Source organism: uncultured Flavobacterium sp. (genome assembly GCF_963974175.1).
Lineage (GTDB): Bacteria > Bacteroidota > Bacteroidia > Flavobacteriales > Flavobacteriaceae > Flavobacterium.
The window spans coordinates 216855-235405 of record NZ_CAXBBR010000003.1 but is presented as its reverse complement, the minus strand read 5'-3'; the positions used below and the strand labels follow the sequence as shown (position 1 = coordinate 235405).

Sequence of the window (18551 nt, the reverse complement as noted above, 5' to 3'; positions counted from 1 at the left end):
ATGAAAAAAAATTTACTTTTATTGACTTTATTTTATGGCCTTTTCACTGCACTTTATTCTCAGACAACACCAACTGAAGATGGAGTGGTTTCGTTTGCTTTAGCCGCTCGTAATTCGTTAAAATTCAACAGATACATTATCAATCCCACTTTTAGTTTTGTTAGGGAACAAAATACTTTTGTCAGTTTTTATAATAGAAAACAGTGGGTACAATTTGATAATGCGCCCCAAACTTATTTGTTTAGCTATGCTGGTAGGTTGAGTGAGACCCAAGGAATAGCCGTTGGATTGTTTCAGCAGGATTATGGTGTTTTTACCACCTTTGGCGGGGTTGTTAATTTTGCCCAAAACGTAGAATTGGCCCAAGACAGCAATCTTACTTTTGGATTTAATTTAGGTTTTTATAAAAGCGGTCTCAACAAGGGTAAAGTAATTACAAACTACCCAGATCCTTCTTTAGACAATATTCCTTCTAATTTTCTTTTTGCCGCAAATCCGGGAATCAATTATGGGACGGCCTTTCTTGATTTTGGAGTATCGCTAAAGAATTTGTTTTTATACAATTTGAAAACATCGCAACTGGTGCAGGATGATCCAGAGAGAAGCATTGAATTGCATGTGATGCATACGGGCTATCTAGACAGCTATGGTTTTTTTGATAAGAGTAAATTTTCGGGTTTGTTAAAAACAGAGCTCAAAAAAGAGAAAACTGTTGTTTCGGGCTTAATGATGTTTTCTATCCCTAGTGGTGTTTGGGTTCAAGGCGGTTATAATACTTTATATGGAGCTTCGGCTGGTTTAGGTTTGAATATAACGCCTAAAATTTCCGTTGAGTATAATTTTGAAAAGGCGACAGGTGATTTATCAAGTTTTGGATCTTCGCATGAAATTACACTTGCTTATAATATTACTAGCAAGAATAATTATTATGGGGATGAAGAAGAGGGAGGGGCATTATTTGTTCCAGATGTGAGTCCAAAACCGCTAAAGCCAAAAAACACAGCTCCTTATGTAGATGCTAAAACTAGGGCCGCTAATGCCCAAGCGAAGCTAGCAGCAGATGCTAAAGCAAAAGCAGATGCATTAACACAGGCTAGACTTGCTACCGATGCGAAACTAAAAGCAAATGCCCAAGCGAAGCTAGCAGCAGATGCTAAGGCGAAAGCGGATGCAGAGGCACAGGCTAAACTTGCTACCGATGCGAAACTAAAAGCAGATGTCCAAGGGAAAATTGCTGCCGAAGCTAAGGCAAAAGCTGCCACGTTGGCACAGGCTAAGCTGGCTGCTGCTGCGAAAGTAAAAGCGGATGCAGAAGTCCAAGCGAAATTAGCAGCAGAAGCTAAGGCAAAAGCCGACGCGTTGGCACAGACCAAATTGGCTGCAGATGCAAAACTAAAAGTGGATGCAGAAGCTCAAGCGAAATTAGCTGCCGAAGTCAAAGCGAAAGCCGATGCACTGGCACAGACCAAATTGGCTGCAGATGCAAAACTAAAAGCGGATGCAGAAGCCCAAGCGAAATTAGCTGCCGAAGCTAAGGCAAAAGCCGATGCATTGGCACAGGCTAAACAAGTTGCTGATGCGAAGCTAAAAACGGATGCAGAAGCCCAAGCAAAAAAAGCTGCCGAAGCCAAGGCGAGAGCAGATGCAGATGCACAGGCTAAATTGGCTGCGGATATTGAAGCCCATGGGAAAATTGCTGCTGAAGCTAAGGCGAAACACGTTGAAGAACCTAAGGATGCTATCGCCAGGGAAATGAAAAATTTAACCCAATTTATTGAGCAGTCTAAAAACACGCAAAAACAATTATTAGCCCAGCTAGATGCTACGGTTGCCAATAAAGCAAAAGAACTCAGAGATTTAAAAGAGGAAAATGATTTAAGCGAGAAAGGTATCTTCAAAGAACCAAAACCATTCAAAAGTATTTCTGCAGAGAACAATGCTATAGAATCTTTGAAAACAGAAATCGCTGAGGCAAATAAAAATCAGAATGATAAAATTAGAGAATTGGATAATTTATATAAAGAAAGGCTCAAAAAAGAGACTAACAGTAGTGAGGCTATCAATCAAAGCTATCTACATACGATTGAGCAATTAAAAGCGGAACAATTATTTGCAATGAAATCCAACATAGACTTACTTTCATCTTTAGAGAATATTAAGGTAGAGACCGAAATCGAGAAAAAAAGAAGAATAAAACGAGCGTCTTTTGTAGGTGATCATGGAAGATTTTTACAAGATTTAACAACTTTAAATCGTATAAAAGAAACGACAAGCTTAAGTGCAATTCCATTGAAAGCAGAAGATTTTGATTATGGAGCTGAGCAATCGAACATGCAGATTTTGAAAAACATTAAAAACACTGAAGTAGGTTATTATTTAATAATTGCCGTACACAGTGAAGTTGCAAAAAGAGATCTCTTTTTAATAAAAGTGGTGTCAGCGGGACAATCAGATATCAATTTCTTCTATGACGTGAATTCTAGTAACTATTTTATTTATTATGATAAATTTGATAATTTGCAACAAGCTCAAATGGCGTTAGGGTCAAAAGGAAACAAACCTTATAACGGTAAAATGGCAATAGTTAAAATAGAGTAAGAATAGCCCTTTTTTGATAATTAATGGGTTGGTAATAAAATAATAATGGAGCAAGGAGAACGATTTGTTTACCTCTCTTGATAATAAAAGAATCTTCAGACTTCGAAGTTTGAATTATAATAAATTAAGAACTCCTTTTTTTTTTAACAAAAGGAGTTAATGTCAATAAAACAGTACCATTTTATATTTGCTTTTTTTTCAATGCCCTTTGGATGGAAAGTAAATGGGATTGCCAAATATTAAATACCATGAAAAAACCTACTATTTCTAAAACAGCTCTTGTTGTTTTGATGACTTTACTGCATTTTAGTTCTTATGCCCAGAACCTTAAGCCTTTTACCATTAGGTATAATAAAGAGATGAAAGGAAGTATGCTTGTGATAGGGAATAGTACATTAGGTATCAATAATGTTCCATTCAATGGAGGTAGTAACAATGAGGTTATATCGATGAAATATATTGATATTGATGCTGATGATACAACTTTTAGTTCCAGCAGTGCCACTTTGGCAATTCCCGCAACTACGACTTGTTTTACAATTGCTTATGCCGGATTGTATTGGGGGGCTTTAATTAAAACCGCAGATAGCAGAACGAGTATTAAAAATGTAAAATTAAAATTACCGGGAAGTTCAGTGTATACTGATATTGTGGGTACAGCTATTTATGATAATCCTGGTACCCCTATAGCTCCTGATTCAAATAAGCCTTATGCCTGTTATGCGGATGTGACTTCTTTAGTATCTGGTTTGGGAAATGCCAAAGGAGTATACACGGTAGCCAATGTAAGTTCAAGTATAGGTGATAATGGGTCAACAGGATTATCCGCAGGTTGGACTCTTGTAGTGGTGTATGAAGACCCTACAACAACCACTAAATCCATTACTACTTTTGATGGTTTTAGTGCCATTTTTGATGGCAGTAGTCTAGACATACCTGTTTCAGGATTTATTACACCTCCTTCTCCAGCTGCTGTAAACATACAGTTTGGCTTTGCGACTTTAAACGGTGATAGAGTTTCAAAAACCATAGTTGAAGTTGGTAATGGTGGTTCAAATGGAGATCGGATTCCTGCCACCGCCGAAAGACCTAATCAAAATTTTTTTAACAGTTCTATAACGGACCCAAACGGGTATCTTGCTGGAAGGGTTCCTGATAGTAAAAATACTTTAGGTTATGATACAGGTACTGTAGATCATTTAAATGCAGCTAAAGTTGGAAATAATGCCACTAAGGCAGTAGTTAGTTTGCAAATACCTAAAGGTCAAGCAAATACTCTGTTTAGCTTTTTCAATTCTTTTTTGATAAATGTTGTTGCTCCTGATATAAGTCTGACTAAAATTGTCGAAGATGCCTCCGGTAATGATATAGGTAATACCACTATTAATTTAGGGCAAGATTTATACTATAAAATTGATTTTAAAAACATAGGGAATGACAATGTCACCAATTTCACCTTAGAAGACGTTCTTCCTAAAAACGTCATTTTTAATTATCCAGCTGATATTACATCGTTGCCTGTAGGTGTGACCCATACCTATAACGCGGCTACAAGAAGGTTAACGTTTACTATACCGGATGCTTTAGTAAAAATAGGCGACCCTTTGCATACCATACGGCTGCATGTTAAGGTAGTCTCTGATTACAATCTATTCAGTGATGCGTGTTCGAATGAAGTTAAGAATCAGGCTTTTGCTAATTATAGAGGAGTTGTTAATACTACTCCAGTTGTAGGAGAAGGTAGTTTTGCCTCGACAGTTTGTAACTTTGGCGCGCCCTCATCTACTAATTTTTTAGCTAATATTGACGGTTATACATTTACACGAAATCAAGTATTATGTGGTAGTAGTGTTGTGCTAAATGCTTCAAATGGTTATGATACGTATTCTTGGTCAACTAGCCCTACAGGTTCACCAGTAATTGGAACAAATCAAACATATACCGCAACAAGTACAGGAACCTATTATGTGAGTTCTGTATCTAATGGTTCCTGTAAATCAATTAAAGAAGAGATAACAGTTATACCTTACGGGAATACAATAACTAATCCTGTAATTCCATATGCAGAATCCCCTTATAAGGGAGAAGTGGTAACTTGCCCGAATAACGGAAAGAAATTACCAAATATTTTTCTTTGTGGTGCAAATGCATCGCGACTCATTCAAACTAATATTACAGACGCTTCTTCGATAGAATGGCAAAAATTGGATGAAGCAAGCTGTCCGTCTACAGCTATCGCTAATTGCGCCAATGAAAGTTTTGCAAACACTTGTTGGAAAACAGTGGCTACGGGTCCAAATTATTCGGCTGATACTGCGGGTCAATTTAGAGTTGTCTTAAAGTATGCTGGGGGATGTCAAAGTATTTTTTATTTCAATGTATATAAAAACATTCTAAACCCTACAGTTACGACCAATGATATTATTTGTACGACCAATGGAAATATAACAGTTGGAGGAGTCCCTTCCGGATATGAATACAGTCTGGATAAGGTGAATTACCAATTGTCTACTATTTTTACAATTGCAACTGCAGGTACTTATACCGTATATATCAGACAAGTTGGTGTAACTACAAATCCTTGTATTTTTGAGGTACAAAATATTTTAATTAGAAAAAGGAATTTTACAGTTTCTGAAATTACTACCCAACCACTTTGTAATGGCGATTTAGGAAGTATAAGATTGGTTGCCAATGATGCGCGTGCACAATATTTCTTCAGTATCAGTAAATCAGGAGTATTGGTAAATAGCGTAGGTCCTATATTAGCGAATGAAAATACTTTTTCCAATTTATCTGCTGGTACCTACACCTATGAGGTGAGAACGGAAGATGGTTGCATAGAAACAGGATCTATTGACATAATAAATCCAGATAAATTAACAGCTACAGCTGCATTAACCAAGGCATTAACTTGCGCTAATGGAGAAATAACTATTTACCCAGTTGGGGGGACACCACCTTATAAATATTTTGTAAATAGTACTACGGTATTTCAAACGGTACCTCAAATAGTAGTTTCGAAACCATTACCCCCAGGAGGTGTTTATAATATTACTGTGGTTGATGCGAACAATTGCTCTACTACTACTTCAATAACTGTCGCTGAAGTTCCTAAACCGGATTATACAGTAAGTAAAACGGATGTTTTATGTTACGGATCCAATTCTGGAGAAATTAAATTTAATGTCAGCAATGCCAATGGCTACAGTTTAAGATACAGTATTAACAACGGAACATCGTACAGTACTAATGCTACTTTTTCTAATCTAGCGCCGGGAACCTATACTCCAGTCCTAGAATATACCTTGAGCGAACAAGTATGTACTGAGGTAGGAACTCCTATTACGATTACTGGACCTGCTGCCGCTCTAACTGCTTCTGCGGAAGTTTCTGAATTGGCAGGATGTGGTCCTAATGGTGAAGGAAAAATAAGAGTTAGTAATCCACAAGGGGGAACACCATTTCCGGCGCCAAATCCTTATTTATACAGTTTTGATAGTCAGGGAAGTTGGACAAACCTAAATGAGGCCTACAAAATGCCGGGCAACTACACGGTGTATATCAAAGATGCCAACGGCTGTGTTTTTCCTATGGCAATTACTGTTGATCCACAACCCGTTCCTCCAACAATTAATACAAACACAATAATTAATTGTGATGGTACGGCTACAGTTACCGTAAATAATAATGGAGCATCTAATTTTAATTATGAGTATTTAATCGATAATGTATTAAATACAAATACTCCTTCTAATGTTTTTGTAAACGTACCATCAGGACCACATACCATTACCGTAAATTATACCTTAATTGTAAGTAGCTCCGTAATATCCTGTGTTACTACAAAAGAGTTTCCTATAACAATTGATTCTGGTAAAGCTTTTACCGCTTCCGTTACTGGTTTTTCAAATCTAAAATGTTTGGGGTCTAATGATGGAACAATTACTATAGCTGCTCAAAATTTTGATGCAACAACGGGATTCCAGTATTCTACTAATAATGGTGCAAATTGGTTCACAACAACAACTTCTCCAGTTACGGTTTCGGGTTTAGCTGCAAATACATATTCTGTACTAGTACGCCCTAATTCATCATCGGCGGCAGTTTGTACCAAAACATTCTCAGTACCAATTACAGCACCAACTGCTGTAACTGCGTCAGCCACAATAATACTTCAAGCTACTTGCAGTACAGGTGCAACAATTCGCGCAGTAGGCGGAGGCGGAACCCCTGCGTACCAATATGAATTGCGTCAAGCAAATGGTACTACTGTAGTAACCGCCTTCAATAACAATCCAGATTTTACAAATGTACCTGCAGGCAGTTACACGGTTTTTGTGCAAGATGCAAATGCTTGTTCGAATGCAACTGGAGTGCCAATAACGGTAAACGCTCCACCAACTCTCACAGCAACATTAAACGCATCGACAGATTATTGCTATACGGTAGCAAATCCAGCGACTCTAGTGGTAAATGTAAGCGGTGGTGTAGGTCCATTTACGTATAAATTAGACAGCAATGCCTCAATTAGCTCGGCATTAACTACGTTTTCATTTGCTAATGTTACTCCAGGAACGCACACGATTGAAGTGACAGATAGCAACAATTGTACATCCACTATTCCGAATATTGTAATTGCACCCGCAGTAGCATTCAACGTATCTTTACTTCAAGACTTGACCTGTTTGGTAAACGCATCTATTGGTAACCCAATAATTACAGGCGGTTATGGCCCAACACACACCTACACGGTTTCGTTCAATTCAGGAACCCCAACAGCAGTAGCTTCATTCCCATATACTGCGACTGTTGCAGGAACGTATGTATTTACTGTATCTGATTCTAAAGGATGTCCAGCTACAAGCAACACGATTACTGTAACACCAAAAACGACTCCAACGCATACTACTGTTAAAACTGATAGTACTTGTAACGGATTAAATAACGGGACTATTACCGTAACTGCCTCAGGTGGCTTTACTACAACGTATACTTATGCGATAAAAGGGAGTTCAGCAACTACTTACACCACACAAACTACCAATCAGTTTACTGGTTTGGCTGCAGGCACGTATGATATAAAAGTGATCGATAGCAAAGGCTGTGAGTCTACTCCAAGCCAAGTGACTATTATAAATCCAACACCTATTGCAGCCAATGCTACGGCTACTGCTTTCAAGTGTAGCACTACAAACGCCAATCAATCGGCAACTATTACTGTTGCACCAACAGGTGGAACGGGTACGTACACGTATAGTTATAACAATGGTGCATCGTATGGATCAAGTAGTACGCTGACTGTCAATGACAACGGACTTCCGCAAACTTTTGATATAATTGTTAAAGATGCGAATGGCTGTTTATCACCCGTTCAAACGATCACATTGGCACCGCTTAATAAACCAACAGATTTAACTTTTAGTAATGCCGCAGTAACGTGTACAGCTACCACAACAACGGTATCTGTAACCGCTACCAACGGAGTAGGTGCTTTAAGGTTTGAGATTACAGGAACTACATCAGCTACAGCTTCTACTAATTTTGGACCAATAACCACAACAGGATCGGCTCAAGCGGCTTCGTTCCCTAATTTGTTACCAGGAAATTATACCTTTAGAGTAACAGATGCGAATGGCTGTTATTATTCAGAATCCTACACCATTGTACCTGTAACGCCTATTGTTGCAACGGCCACTAAATTGACCGATGTAGACTGTCGTGGAAACACTACAGGTTCTATTCGCTATGGCGTTAGCGGTTTTGCTTCAGGATATAGCTATACTGTTAATGGCGGATCTCCAGTAGCAGGCACAGCCAGTACGTTTACCTTGCCTAACTTGGGAGCCATTACGTATAATGTGGTATTTACAGATAATGTTACAGGATGTACAGCTTCTACTTCTGTTACGATTAATCAACCAGCTGCAGCGTTATCTGCAAGCTATACCACCATAAATGCAAATTGTAACGTGCCGACATCAAGCGTAACGGTTACAGTAGCGGGAGGAACTCCAAGTTTTAGATATTCATTTGTTACTTCAAGTACAACACCTGGAACTTATGGAACAAGTAATACTGCTAATTTAAACCCAGCAACTCCTACGTGGTACGCACATATTATTGATGCTAACAATTGTACTTTTGTACTACCAATAACTATTGCAAAAGACCCTTTACCAACTGTAACAGCATCAGCAACAGGACAATGTTTAGGGTCTGGTTCGTATACTATAACTGCTTCAGGTTTAGGCGGAGTAGGAACACTTAGTTACAGTATCAACGGTGGAGCTTCTTACCAAGCAGGAAATACTTTTGTAGTAACAACTGCTGGAAACTATACAATAACTGTAAAAGACGGCAACGGTTGTACTAATACAAGTAATGTTATCACTGTAAATCCTCAATTAACCTTAACAGCAGTATTAAACAAAGATATTACCTGTAGCGCACCTGATCCTGCTCAAATTACATTGACACCTACAGGAGGCACAGCAGCATATACGTATGAATATAAAGAAGCGGCAGGCGTTTACACGACAATGGCTAGCAATGTATTCAATACCAGTACGCCTGGCAGTTATACATTTAGAGTAACAGATAACATATTATGCCAAGCTGTTACAACTACCCCAATCGTACTAACTACCCCAATTGATCCAGATATCACTGGAGTTACTCAAACGGCGTTTATTAATTGTAATGGAGATGATACAGCGGCAATTTCAATTGCTATTGACAATACCAAAGGACAATCACCATTTGTGTTCAATGTTACGAGAACTACACCAACAGTTTTCAATTATGGCACACAAACCTCTGGTTTATCAGCAGGTGATTATGTGGTTACTGTAACCGATGCTAAAGGATGTACTGATTTTGAAACGATAACTATTTCTGAGCCGCCTCCAATGGTTATAGATTTTAGGGTTATTGATATTCAATGTGTATCGGGTTCTGGTATTTCAAAAGGGTCTATTATTATTGATAAGATTACAGATGGTGTAAGTACTGTAGGAGGTTCAGGTGGTACGCTACCGTATACCTACTATGTTACGGGTATAAATGGTTATAACCAATCTGAAATGAATCCAGGAAATATTTCAACCACTTTCGATGTAGTTGATTTCGGATTCTATCAAATAAGAGTGGTGGATGCTAAAGGATGTACTGTTATTGAAAGTGATGTAAAAGTAGCATCTGATCCAGATGATTTAGATATTGTTATTAATACAACAGCTAATTGTGCTCTTGGCGGTACAGCTGATGTAGCAGTTCTTGGTGCATTAACGAGTTCGGGACCTTTCCATTTTAATATTTATAACGGTCCTGGTCAAGTTTTCATTGCCGACGGGACTGATGGATGGCAAGGAGAAACTCCTCCAGGATCTAAAGGCACTACTTTTACAGGCTTGCTTCCAGGAGTTACGTATACTTTTATTGTATATGATTCAGCTACTTTGTGTTATTACTATGAAACAGCAGTTACTCCAATACCTTCAAATTCATCACTTGTAGTAGGTAACCTTGTTCCAAAAAACATTACGTGTACAGGAAGTGCAGATGGAAATGTATCTTTTGATGTTACGAATTCAAGTGGTGTTGCGGTTGATTATACCTATGAAATCTTTGAAGCGTTTACCAATATATCGCAATATCTTTCAGGACCTTTCACTGTTCCGGGTTCTAGTACGGTAAATATTCCAAGTATTCCTATTACTCTAGGTGTGGGCAGTTATTATGTTTACGTTAGAGAAACCTCAGGACCTAATACTGGTTGTGGAAATGCTTCGGCTAATTTTAATATCCAAGAGTCACCAGTATTGTTAGTAGTTGATGCAACATTAGTTAAAAACTCAAATTGTACCGAGTTGGGTATTATTTCAGCGGCAGCTAGTAATGGTACAGGACCATACACCTATCAAGTAACTACTTCGGCTACTCCACCATTAGCATCGGATGCTAGTTGGGTAAGCGGAAACACGTTTACTAGACCAGGTTCGTTAACAGGTATAATATATTATGTTTATGCGAAGGATTCATACAATTGTATACAATCTACAACAGAAACGGTATTTGCAGATGAAAATCCAACGATTTCAACACCTGCACCAATTTGCTACGACGGTAATCCATTTACGATTACTATTTCTGGTACAGTTGATCCTGATATCGTAGGCGCACCAACCTACAGCGTAAACGGAAGTGCATTCCAAAGTTCGTCAAGCTTTACTTTTAATGCTTCTGGAACGTATAATCTGGAGATCAAGGATGGTAATGGTTGTACCGCTAATGTAGATTATATTGTTTATCCTCAATTGCAGTTGACACCAACTTTAACGAAGGTATTGGATTGTACTGGAACACCAAATGCAACAATCACATTGAATACAATCGGCGGGAATACAACACCAGCCTCAAATTATACATACGAAGTTAACTTTAACTCGGGTGGTTTTGTAGCCGCTACAACTCCTTATTCAGCATCGGCTCCAGGTTCTTATGAGTTTAGAGTAACAGATGCTAACAATCCAACACTTTGTCAAACTACAGCAACCATAGTTCTGGATCCAATTCCAGCTACTATTATTGCTACGCCTGTTGTAACTAACGTAATTTGCAATGGTGAAAGTAACGGAACCATTACGGTTACAGTAACTTCAGGTGAAGGGCCTTATACTTATGCACTTTCGGGTACAACTACAAACGCGACTGGAGATGCTTCGGGTGTTTATACCGGTTTACCAGTAGGCAATTATGTGGTTACGGTTCGTAATGGCAGAGGTTGTTTACAGGCCTCAACTCCTATAACAATTACAGAGCCTGTAATTTTAACAGCTACAGACACTTTTACAGTCAATACGACTTGTAGTCCTACTACCATCATTACAGTTACGGCTGCTGGTGGAAACGGCGGATATTTGTATAACTTTAATGGTTTAGGATACACTACAGCCAATATCTATACCGTTAATAATTTAACAACTGCAACCACTGTAAGTTATACAGTGAAAGATGCCAAAGGTTGTGTAACAGTTTCAAAATCAGTTACTACTCCAGCATTAAATCCACCTACGGATATGGATATTACAGGAACACCTATTTATTGTGTACAGCAAGGTTTAGGAGACGTGACGAGTACAGTAACAATTAACACTGTTACAAACGGAGTAGTTCCGTTTACTTATCAAATGCTTATGCCAACCAGCATCAATAACAGTACAAACAATGTATTCACTGGTTTAACAGCAGGAGATTATTTGTTCCAAGTAACCGATGCTAATGGTTGTACCTACCAAGAATTGTATACGGTTGCGCCACGTGTGGATATAGCAGTAGCAGTAACAACGATTACGGATGAAACTTGTTTTAACACAGATAACGGAACGGCAACTTTTACGGTTGCTAATTCAGCAGGTTATACTGCAACCCTAACTGTTGGAACTGGAACTCCAGTGATTGCTGGAACTCCAGTGAGTTTAACTGCACTAGCACCTGGAAATTATACGCTGCAAGTGGTAGATACTACAACAGGATGTTTAGCTGATGTACCTTTTGTAATTGGTGGAGTTGCACAGGTTCTTGATTTTACCAGTACGGCAACGAACACTAATTGTTCTACCGATATGGCAACTATTACGGTTGTGGCTTCAGGTGGAACCGTAAATTATAAATATGTTGCAGTGATTGCAGGTTCAACAGTGCCAGCAGCATCTGCTTACGGATCCAGTAATACACTTGTGGTAGATACTAATGGAGGCGCGAATATGGCTTGGGATGTGTATGTGATGGATGCCAATGGATGTTTCATTACTAAACCACAAAACATTGTTTTAGACGCGAGTCCAGTCATTACTTCGGTAGTAGCAACGCCGTGTCCGAGTCCAACAGGAACGTATACCATTACAGTAACAGCTACAGGATTTAGTACAGCGTTGCAGTACAGTGCGGGTGGAGGCAATTTCCAAACCGGAAATGTAATTACAGTGAACGCACCAGGCACTTATACCATTTCGGTTAAAGATGCGAATGGATGTGCTACTACTGCGGCACCAGTTACCATTTTAGACCCATTAATTTTGACACCAACAGTTACCACATCACCTTCTTGCGCAGATGGAGATGGTGTGATTGCAGTGGCAACAACAGGCGGTTCAGGAAATTATGAATATAGAATCGGCAGTGGCGTATACCCAATGGCAACACCATTTACCGGTATTGCGTCAGGAACACATACCATTTATGTGCGTGATATAACAACGGGCTGTGAAGTAACTACAACGGTAACGTTACAACCAGCAACGCTGATAACTGGATTTAGTTTGAATACTACAGCTGTGACTTGTAACGGTGGAACTGATGGTACAATCACCGCAACTTTAGCCACACTAGCTCCTGGAGTCAATGATAATCCGGTGTACACGTACACGCTAAACGGAACAATAGTAGGCGGGCTAGCCGTGAGCAGACCTTCTCAAAATTCTCAATTATTTAGTGGATTATCAGCCGGAACGTACACCGTTGTTGTTACATCAGGTAGAGCTTGTACCGCTACTCAAACTATAGATGTACTCGAACCAGCGGTACTTGTTGTGCCTGCACCAACTGTTGTACAATTTGGTTGTACCACAGGAAACGTAGGTAATAATGCTACTATCACAGTTACAGGTGTAACGGGCGGTACCACGCCATATTTGAACTATGAGTTTATAAAAATAGGAACACCTAATACGCAAGTACAGTTTAGTGCTAGTAATGTGTATACGGAAGGGAATCTTTTAGGAGGTTCATACATTGTAAACGTGTACGACAGTAAAGGTTGTTTTGGAACTACAACTGGGCCTATCACAATTGCACCTTATGTTGCTTTAGTTAAGGTAAATGTTACTATAAATCAAGCGATTACCTGTTCTAATCTGGAAGATATTACCGTTACTGCAACAACAGTTGGAGGAACAGCGACTAATTTAGAATATACGTTGGTAGATGCCAATACAACGGGTACTTTATATCCAAGTCAAACCAATACAACCGGTATATTTACTAATCTTCCAGTAGCTGATTATTTAATCACGGTGAGAAACTTAGATACGAATTGTGAAATAAAAGGAGTTCATTATGTAAACGAACCGAATACGTTTGATGTAACCATTGATGCTGTAGTTGATGTCACCTGTTTTGGAGGAACTACTGGTAGTGCCAATGTAACTTTTGTAGACCGATACATTACTACAACACCTCCAAATGGGGATGATGCGGGTGCGTTTACTTATACGCTTGTGGATGCTGCAGGGACGCCTCTTCCAGGAGGAACATCCCCAGATAATGGGCCAATCCCTATTTCAGGTTTAGCTGCAGGAACGTATACCATAACAGCAACATTATCACAATCACCTGATTGTGCAGTGACTAAAAACTTCACGATTACAGGTCCAACTGCAACATTGGCTCTTATGGAGACACATACTGAAATTACGTGTGCTGGTGCTGACGGAAGTATATCCGTTTCTGCTAGTGGCGGATGGCCAGGAGGATACGAATTCCAATTGGAATTAGGAGGTAACCCTATAGTCTTATGGAGTGCCGGGACTGATTTTACAGGATTAACCGCCGGAAGTTATACGGTAAATGTAAAAGACAGCAAAGGATGTATAGTGCCTGTAAATGTGAATTTGTTAGATCCAACACCAATCGCTGTAACAGCCAGTCCAGATGTTTCTTTACTAAGTTGTTATGGAGACACAAGTGCTTCTATTACTGTAAACACAGTAACAGGAGGTTCAGGAGATTATTTGTACACATTGCAAACTCTTGACGCTACAGGAAATGTTGTTAACAGCAATGGACCACAACAGGCTTCTGTTTTTAACAATTTAGGCGCAGGGACATATAATGTTATGGTGACAGATACTTGGTCTTGTTCTAATGTTTCAAGTCCAATAGTAATAACTGAACCTGCTAAAGTTATAGTGAGTCTAGTAAAAAATAGCTCTCAAACTTGTTTGACAGAAGCGACCCTTACATTAAGCGCTACAGGAGGAACGGGGCCTTACACTTATAGTGCTGATGGAAGTTTTACACCTAGCGGTTTGCCAGAAATGTCAGGTTCATTTACAGCAGCAACACCAGCTACGTTCTCAGTTCCAGTAGGAACCTATCATTATTATGTGAGAGATGCCAAGGGTTGTACCAGTTATATTTCTAATGATATTAAAATTGATCCATTAGAGACCTTAGTGATTAATTTAGACAAGACGAATGCGGTCATTAATTGTGCAGGAGACAATACAGGGGTTATTGTTGCAACGGCTCAAGGAGGTCTGGGTAATTATAGTTATACTTTGCTGGATGGACTTGGTGCAATTATTCAAGAGCCACAACCTTCGGGTAATTTCACGGGTCTTTTTGCCGGAAAGTATCAGGTAAAAGTAGATAGCGGGGATTGTACAACATTATCTTCCGTGATTAGCATTACGCAACCAGCCTCTCCATTGATTGCGCCTTATGTAACTATAGATGTAACGTGTAATGGGGCAAAGAATGGAATATTACAAATTAATGCTTCCGGAGGGTCGGGAAGTATCAAATATGCTATTTCTCCCTATTTGAATCAATTTGTAGACACGAATATATTCGACAAACTGGCACCGGGTAACTATGATATCATTGTTCAGGATATTTTGGGTTGCTATGTGAAAATCAATTTTGATATCACGGAGCCGGCGCCTATCGTAGCATCCACTGTCGCAGGATCGATACTTCCTGAAATTTGCGCAGGAGATAAAGACGGAGCATTTATGATTGAGGTCGATGGAGGAGTTTTACCTTACAGTGTTAGTCTGGATGATCCTAACGGAACGTATACAGTGGGTACAGCAACCCAAACAGAATTTGATTTTACAGACTTAAGTGGCGGAAACCATTTTGTTTTCATTCGTGATGCTAATGGTTGTACGACAGATTGGTTAGTAGCTTTACCTGAATCTATAAACATGACACCAATCGCAGTAGTGCAGTATGACTGCGTGAATAATGCTGCGGTCAATACGGTTACCATTAGCATTGATGACAGTATCACTGATCCAGCAGATGTTGATTATGCTTTAGACGGGGGTGATTTTAAATCGTCGGCTATATTTACCAATCTAGCTCCCGGGACTCATTTTGTTACGGCAAGACATAGCAACGGATGCGAACAGCAAACGATAATTTTTAATATTGTCCAAGTAGATCCTTTGACACTCGTTTTGAATGATGGAGGCTTAAATGAGATTGTTGCTGTAGCGGCTGGTGGCGGTGGCGGATATACGTATATGCTCAATGGGGAATCCTATGGTAGTACGTCTAATTTTATTATTTACAAATCAGGGGAGTATACCGTTACCGTTGCAGATGTTAATGGTTGTGTGGCTAGTGTTACGAAATATATGGAGTATATTGATGTATGTATTCCAAATTATTTCACTCCAAACGGAGATGGTGTTAACGATGGTTGGGCTCCTGGATGTACAGAAAATTATAAGAACTTACTATTCTCAATTTTTGATCGATACGGTCGTAAAGTAGGGGACTATCGTACAGGACAATATTGGGATGGTAAATACAATGGAGCAGAGCTTCCTAGCGGCGATTACTGGTATGTTTTAAGGCTGAATGACATGAAGGACGCTCGCGAATTTGTGGGACATTTTACGCTTTACAGATAAATTTATTAAAGGGACGAGCAGTTCTGACAAATGAAAAAAAATCTAATGAAAAAAATAATAGCATCATTTCTACTCTTTGCTGTAACTTGGGGTTATAGTCAAGAGTTAAATTTACCGGTTTTTACTCAGTATCTGGCCGACAATCATTTTGTAATAGCACCAACATTTGCAGGAATTGGTGATAATCTTAAAATTAGAGCCAATGGATTGACCCAATGGGTGGGTATAAAAGATGCCCCAAACAATCAATCGGTTTATGCCGATTTTAGAATTGCAGATCAATCCGGGGTTGGGCTGTCTTTTTACAATGACAGCAATGGAAATACGAGGCAAACTGGTGCCAAAGTGTCTTTTGCACACCACTTGATTTTGGATTATTACTCCAAGCAATATTTGTCGTTTGCGATGTCGTACAACCTCAATAATTTTAAAATAGATATTGATAAGTTCAATACCACCTATGAAAGACCTATGCTGGATCCCAGTATCACTGACAATAGATTTGTTTCAAACAACAACTTTGAAGTAGGCTTATTATACAGAAACAAGTCTTATTATTTGAGTCTGAATGCTAGTAATATTTTAAATAAAAACGCCGATCGATTTTCAGGGGTGGAGCCTATCTTACTTCGAAATTACCAAGTGTATTCAGGCTATGTTTTTAAAAGTCTCAATGATAATACGGCCGAATTTGAACCGTCTGTTTTTTATCAATATTTTGCCAGCGACGGGCGTTCGAGTACAGATGTCAACATAAAGTACAGAAAATTTAACAGATACGATGATTACTACTGGATTGGAGTTTCTTATCGTTTCTTGAATGACCAGTTTTTTAAACCATTAAATGTGGGGCCAATGGTGGGTTTTAAGAAGTCTAATTTTTATTTTGGATATTCTTATCAAGTTACTCTTAATCAATTAGCGGTATTTAATACGGGAACTCATGTCGTTACAATTGGGCTTGACTTTCTTGCAGGTATTAGTAACTGTCCTTGTACACAAAGTCCGGTACACGATTAATAGTTCAAATTAATTATTAAAATGTTACTCCGAACTTAATACTGGCGAATATATCTCCAATATGAGAGGTTGAGTATAATAATAAAAATTTTTCTTTGTTTAATATTATATCATTTAGTTCTGGGAAATGATTGTTTTTCATTCCTGACATAACATTCCAATCTAAATAGACTTTAATCATAATAAATTCTTTTGAATACTACTAATATCTTCAGTATGCAAATCACAAAAGGACAAAATATAGCTTCTATTTCTTTTGATCTTTTTTTGGTTTGACTAATACATAATACTGGATTTGTTTATAGTTACCATTGGAAAGGGCACGGATTTGAAATCCGCGCTAGCGGGTTTAAAAGTAATTTCAGAATGGGTATTCATTCTTCCATTAAAATTCTTCCATTGTATTCCATATAATCTCTTGTGATTTGAAATTGTATTGTACAAATATATTTGATACTTGTCTGGTAATGAATTATTATCTTTTTCTAAAATAAAGTTTACTAATTCTTTGTCATTTTTGAGAATACCAGTATGTTCAATTGCTAAAAACATTGTGAGTATTTGTTTCAAAACATTCAAAGGTTTAAAATTAAACTCTATAATATTAGTTTTGCTAATTATTTCAGCTTTATCAAAGTGATTATAGGCTTGAGCTACAAATTCTGAGAAATCCCTAGCATACCAAGTTCCTGTATTTTTGTTGCAATTTTCACAAAAACAAAAGGCACCAGAACCATTATTGCTTCTTATTGATTTTCCATAGACATAACTTTTTTTATCAAACAAATGTTCGTGTTTTTGAATTAGAATTGGCCTATCATTGAAAGCAGCTTTTGGTGGTATATGCTCAAATGACAGTTCTTTAAATTCCCCACATAAATGACAATTTCCTTTTCTCATAAACTTAGTTCTTAACTCCCCTCCAAAATCCTAATCTCTGTCTCGCTTAAACCATACAATTTTAACCCTACCTTGTATTATTTTGAAAAAATGTAATTTACTTTGGTATTTATCTAATTTGTCTAAATCTATATCTGTCCTTGATGTAAGTGTTCAGAAAAGTTCCTTTTGATGATGCGTTTAGAAGTCCTAAAAAAACATTTTCTGGTACATTAAAATATTGGTAAATTGAACGATTTTTAAATTCTATTTCTAATTTACCATCTTCATAACCAACACTCTTTATATTTGTAGAATGAATATTTTGTCGCATCATAATTTATTAAT

Annotated in this window: 5 protein-coding genes; 3 read left to right on the top strand and 2 right to left on the bottom strand. The window is 38.3% G+C overall.

Annotation, left to right across the window (positions count from 1 at the left end):
• The 3 genes from AAC069_RS06260 to AAC069_RS06250 all read left to right on the top strand — a co-directional run bounded on the left by AAC069_RS06260 (nucleotide 1) and on the right by AAC069_RS06250 (nucleotide 17324).
• Nucleotides 1–2598: a PorP/SprF family type IX secretion system membrane protein gene (locus AAC069_RS06260; RefSeq protein ID WP_339919618.1), complete on the top strand. Its 2598-nt coding sequence runs from the start codon at nucleotides 1–3 to the stop codon at nucleotides 2596–2598.
• A gap of 248 nt (nucleotides 2599–2846) precedes the next feature.
• A complete protein-coding gene (locus AAC069_RS06255) occupies nucleotides 2847–16304 on the top strand; it encodes a T9SS type B sorting domain-containing protein (protein WP_339919617.1) in 13458 nt (4485 codons plus the stop codon).
• A gap of 45 nt (nucleotides 16305–16349) precedes the next feature.
• Entirely contained in the window at nucleotides 16350–17324 is a 975-nt protein-coding gene (locus AAC069_RS06250) for a type IX secretion system membrane protein PorP/SprF (protein ID WP_339919616.1), read from the top strand.
• 276 nt (nucleotides 17325–17600) lie between these two features.
• Here the strand turns inward: AAC069_RS06250 and AAC069_RS06245 are convergent, their stop codons facing one another.
• Nucleotides 17601–18224 (bottom strand): hypothetical protein, encoded by a 624-nt coding sequence (locus tag AAC069_RS06245; protein ID WP_339919615.1) that lies wholly within the window; start codon nucleotides 18222–18224, stop codon nucleotides 17601–17603.
• 109 nt (nucleotides 18225–18333) lie between these two features.
• Nucleotides 18334–18540 carry a KTSC domain-containing protein gene (locus AAC069_RS06240; RefSeq protein WP_339919614.1) on the bottom strand — a complete coding sequence of 69 codons (207 nt, stop codon included), beginning with the start codon at nucleotides 18538–18540 and terminating at the stop codon, nucleotides 18334–18336.
• Between the last annotated feature and the right edge of the window lie 11 nt (nucleotides 18541–18551).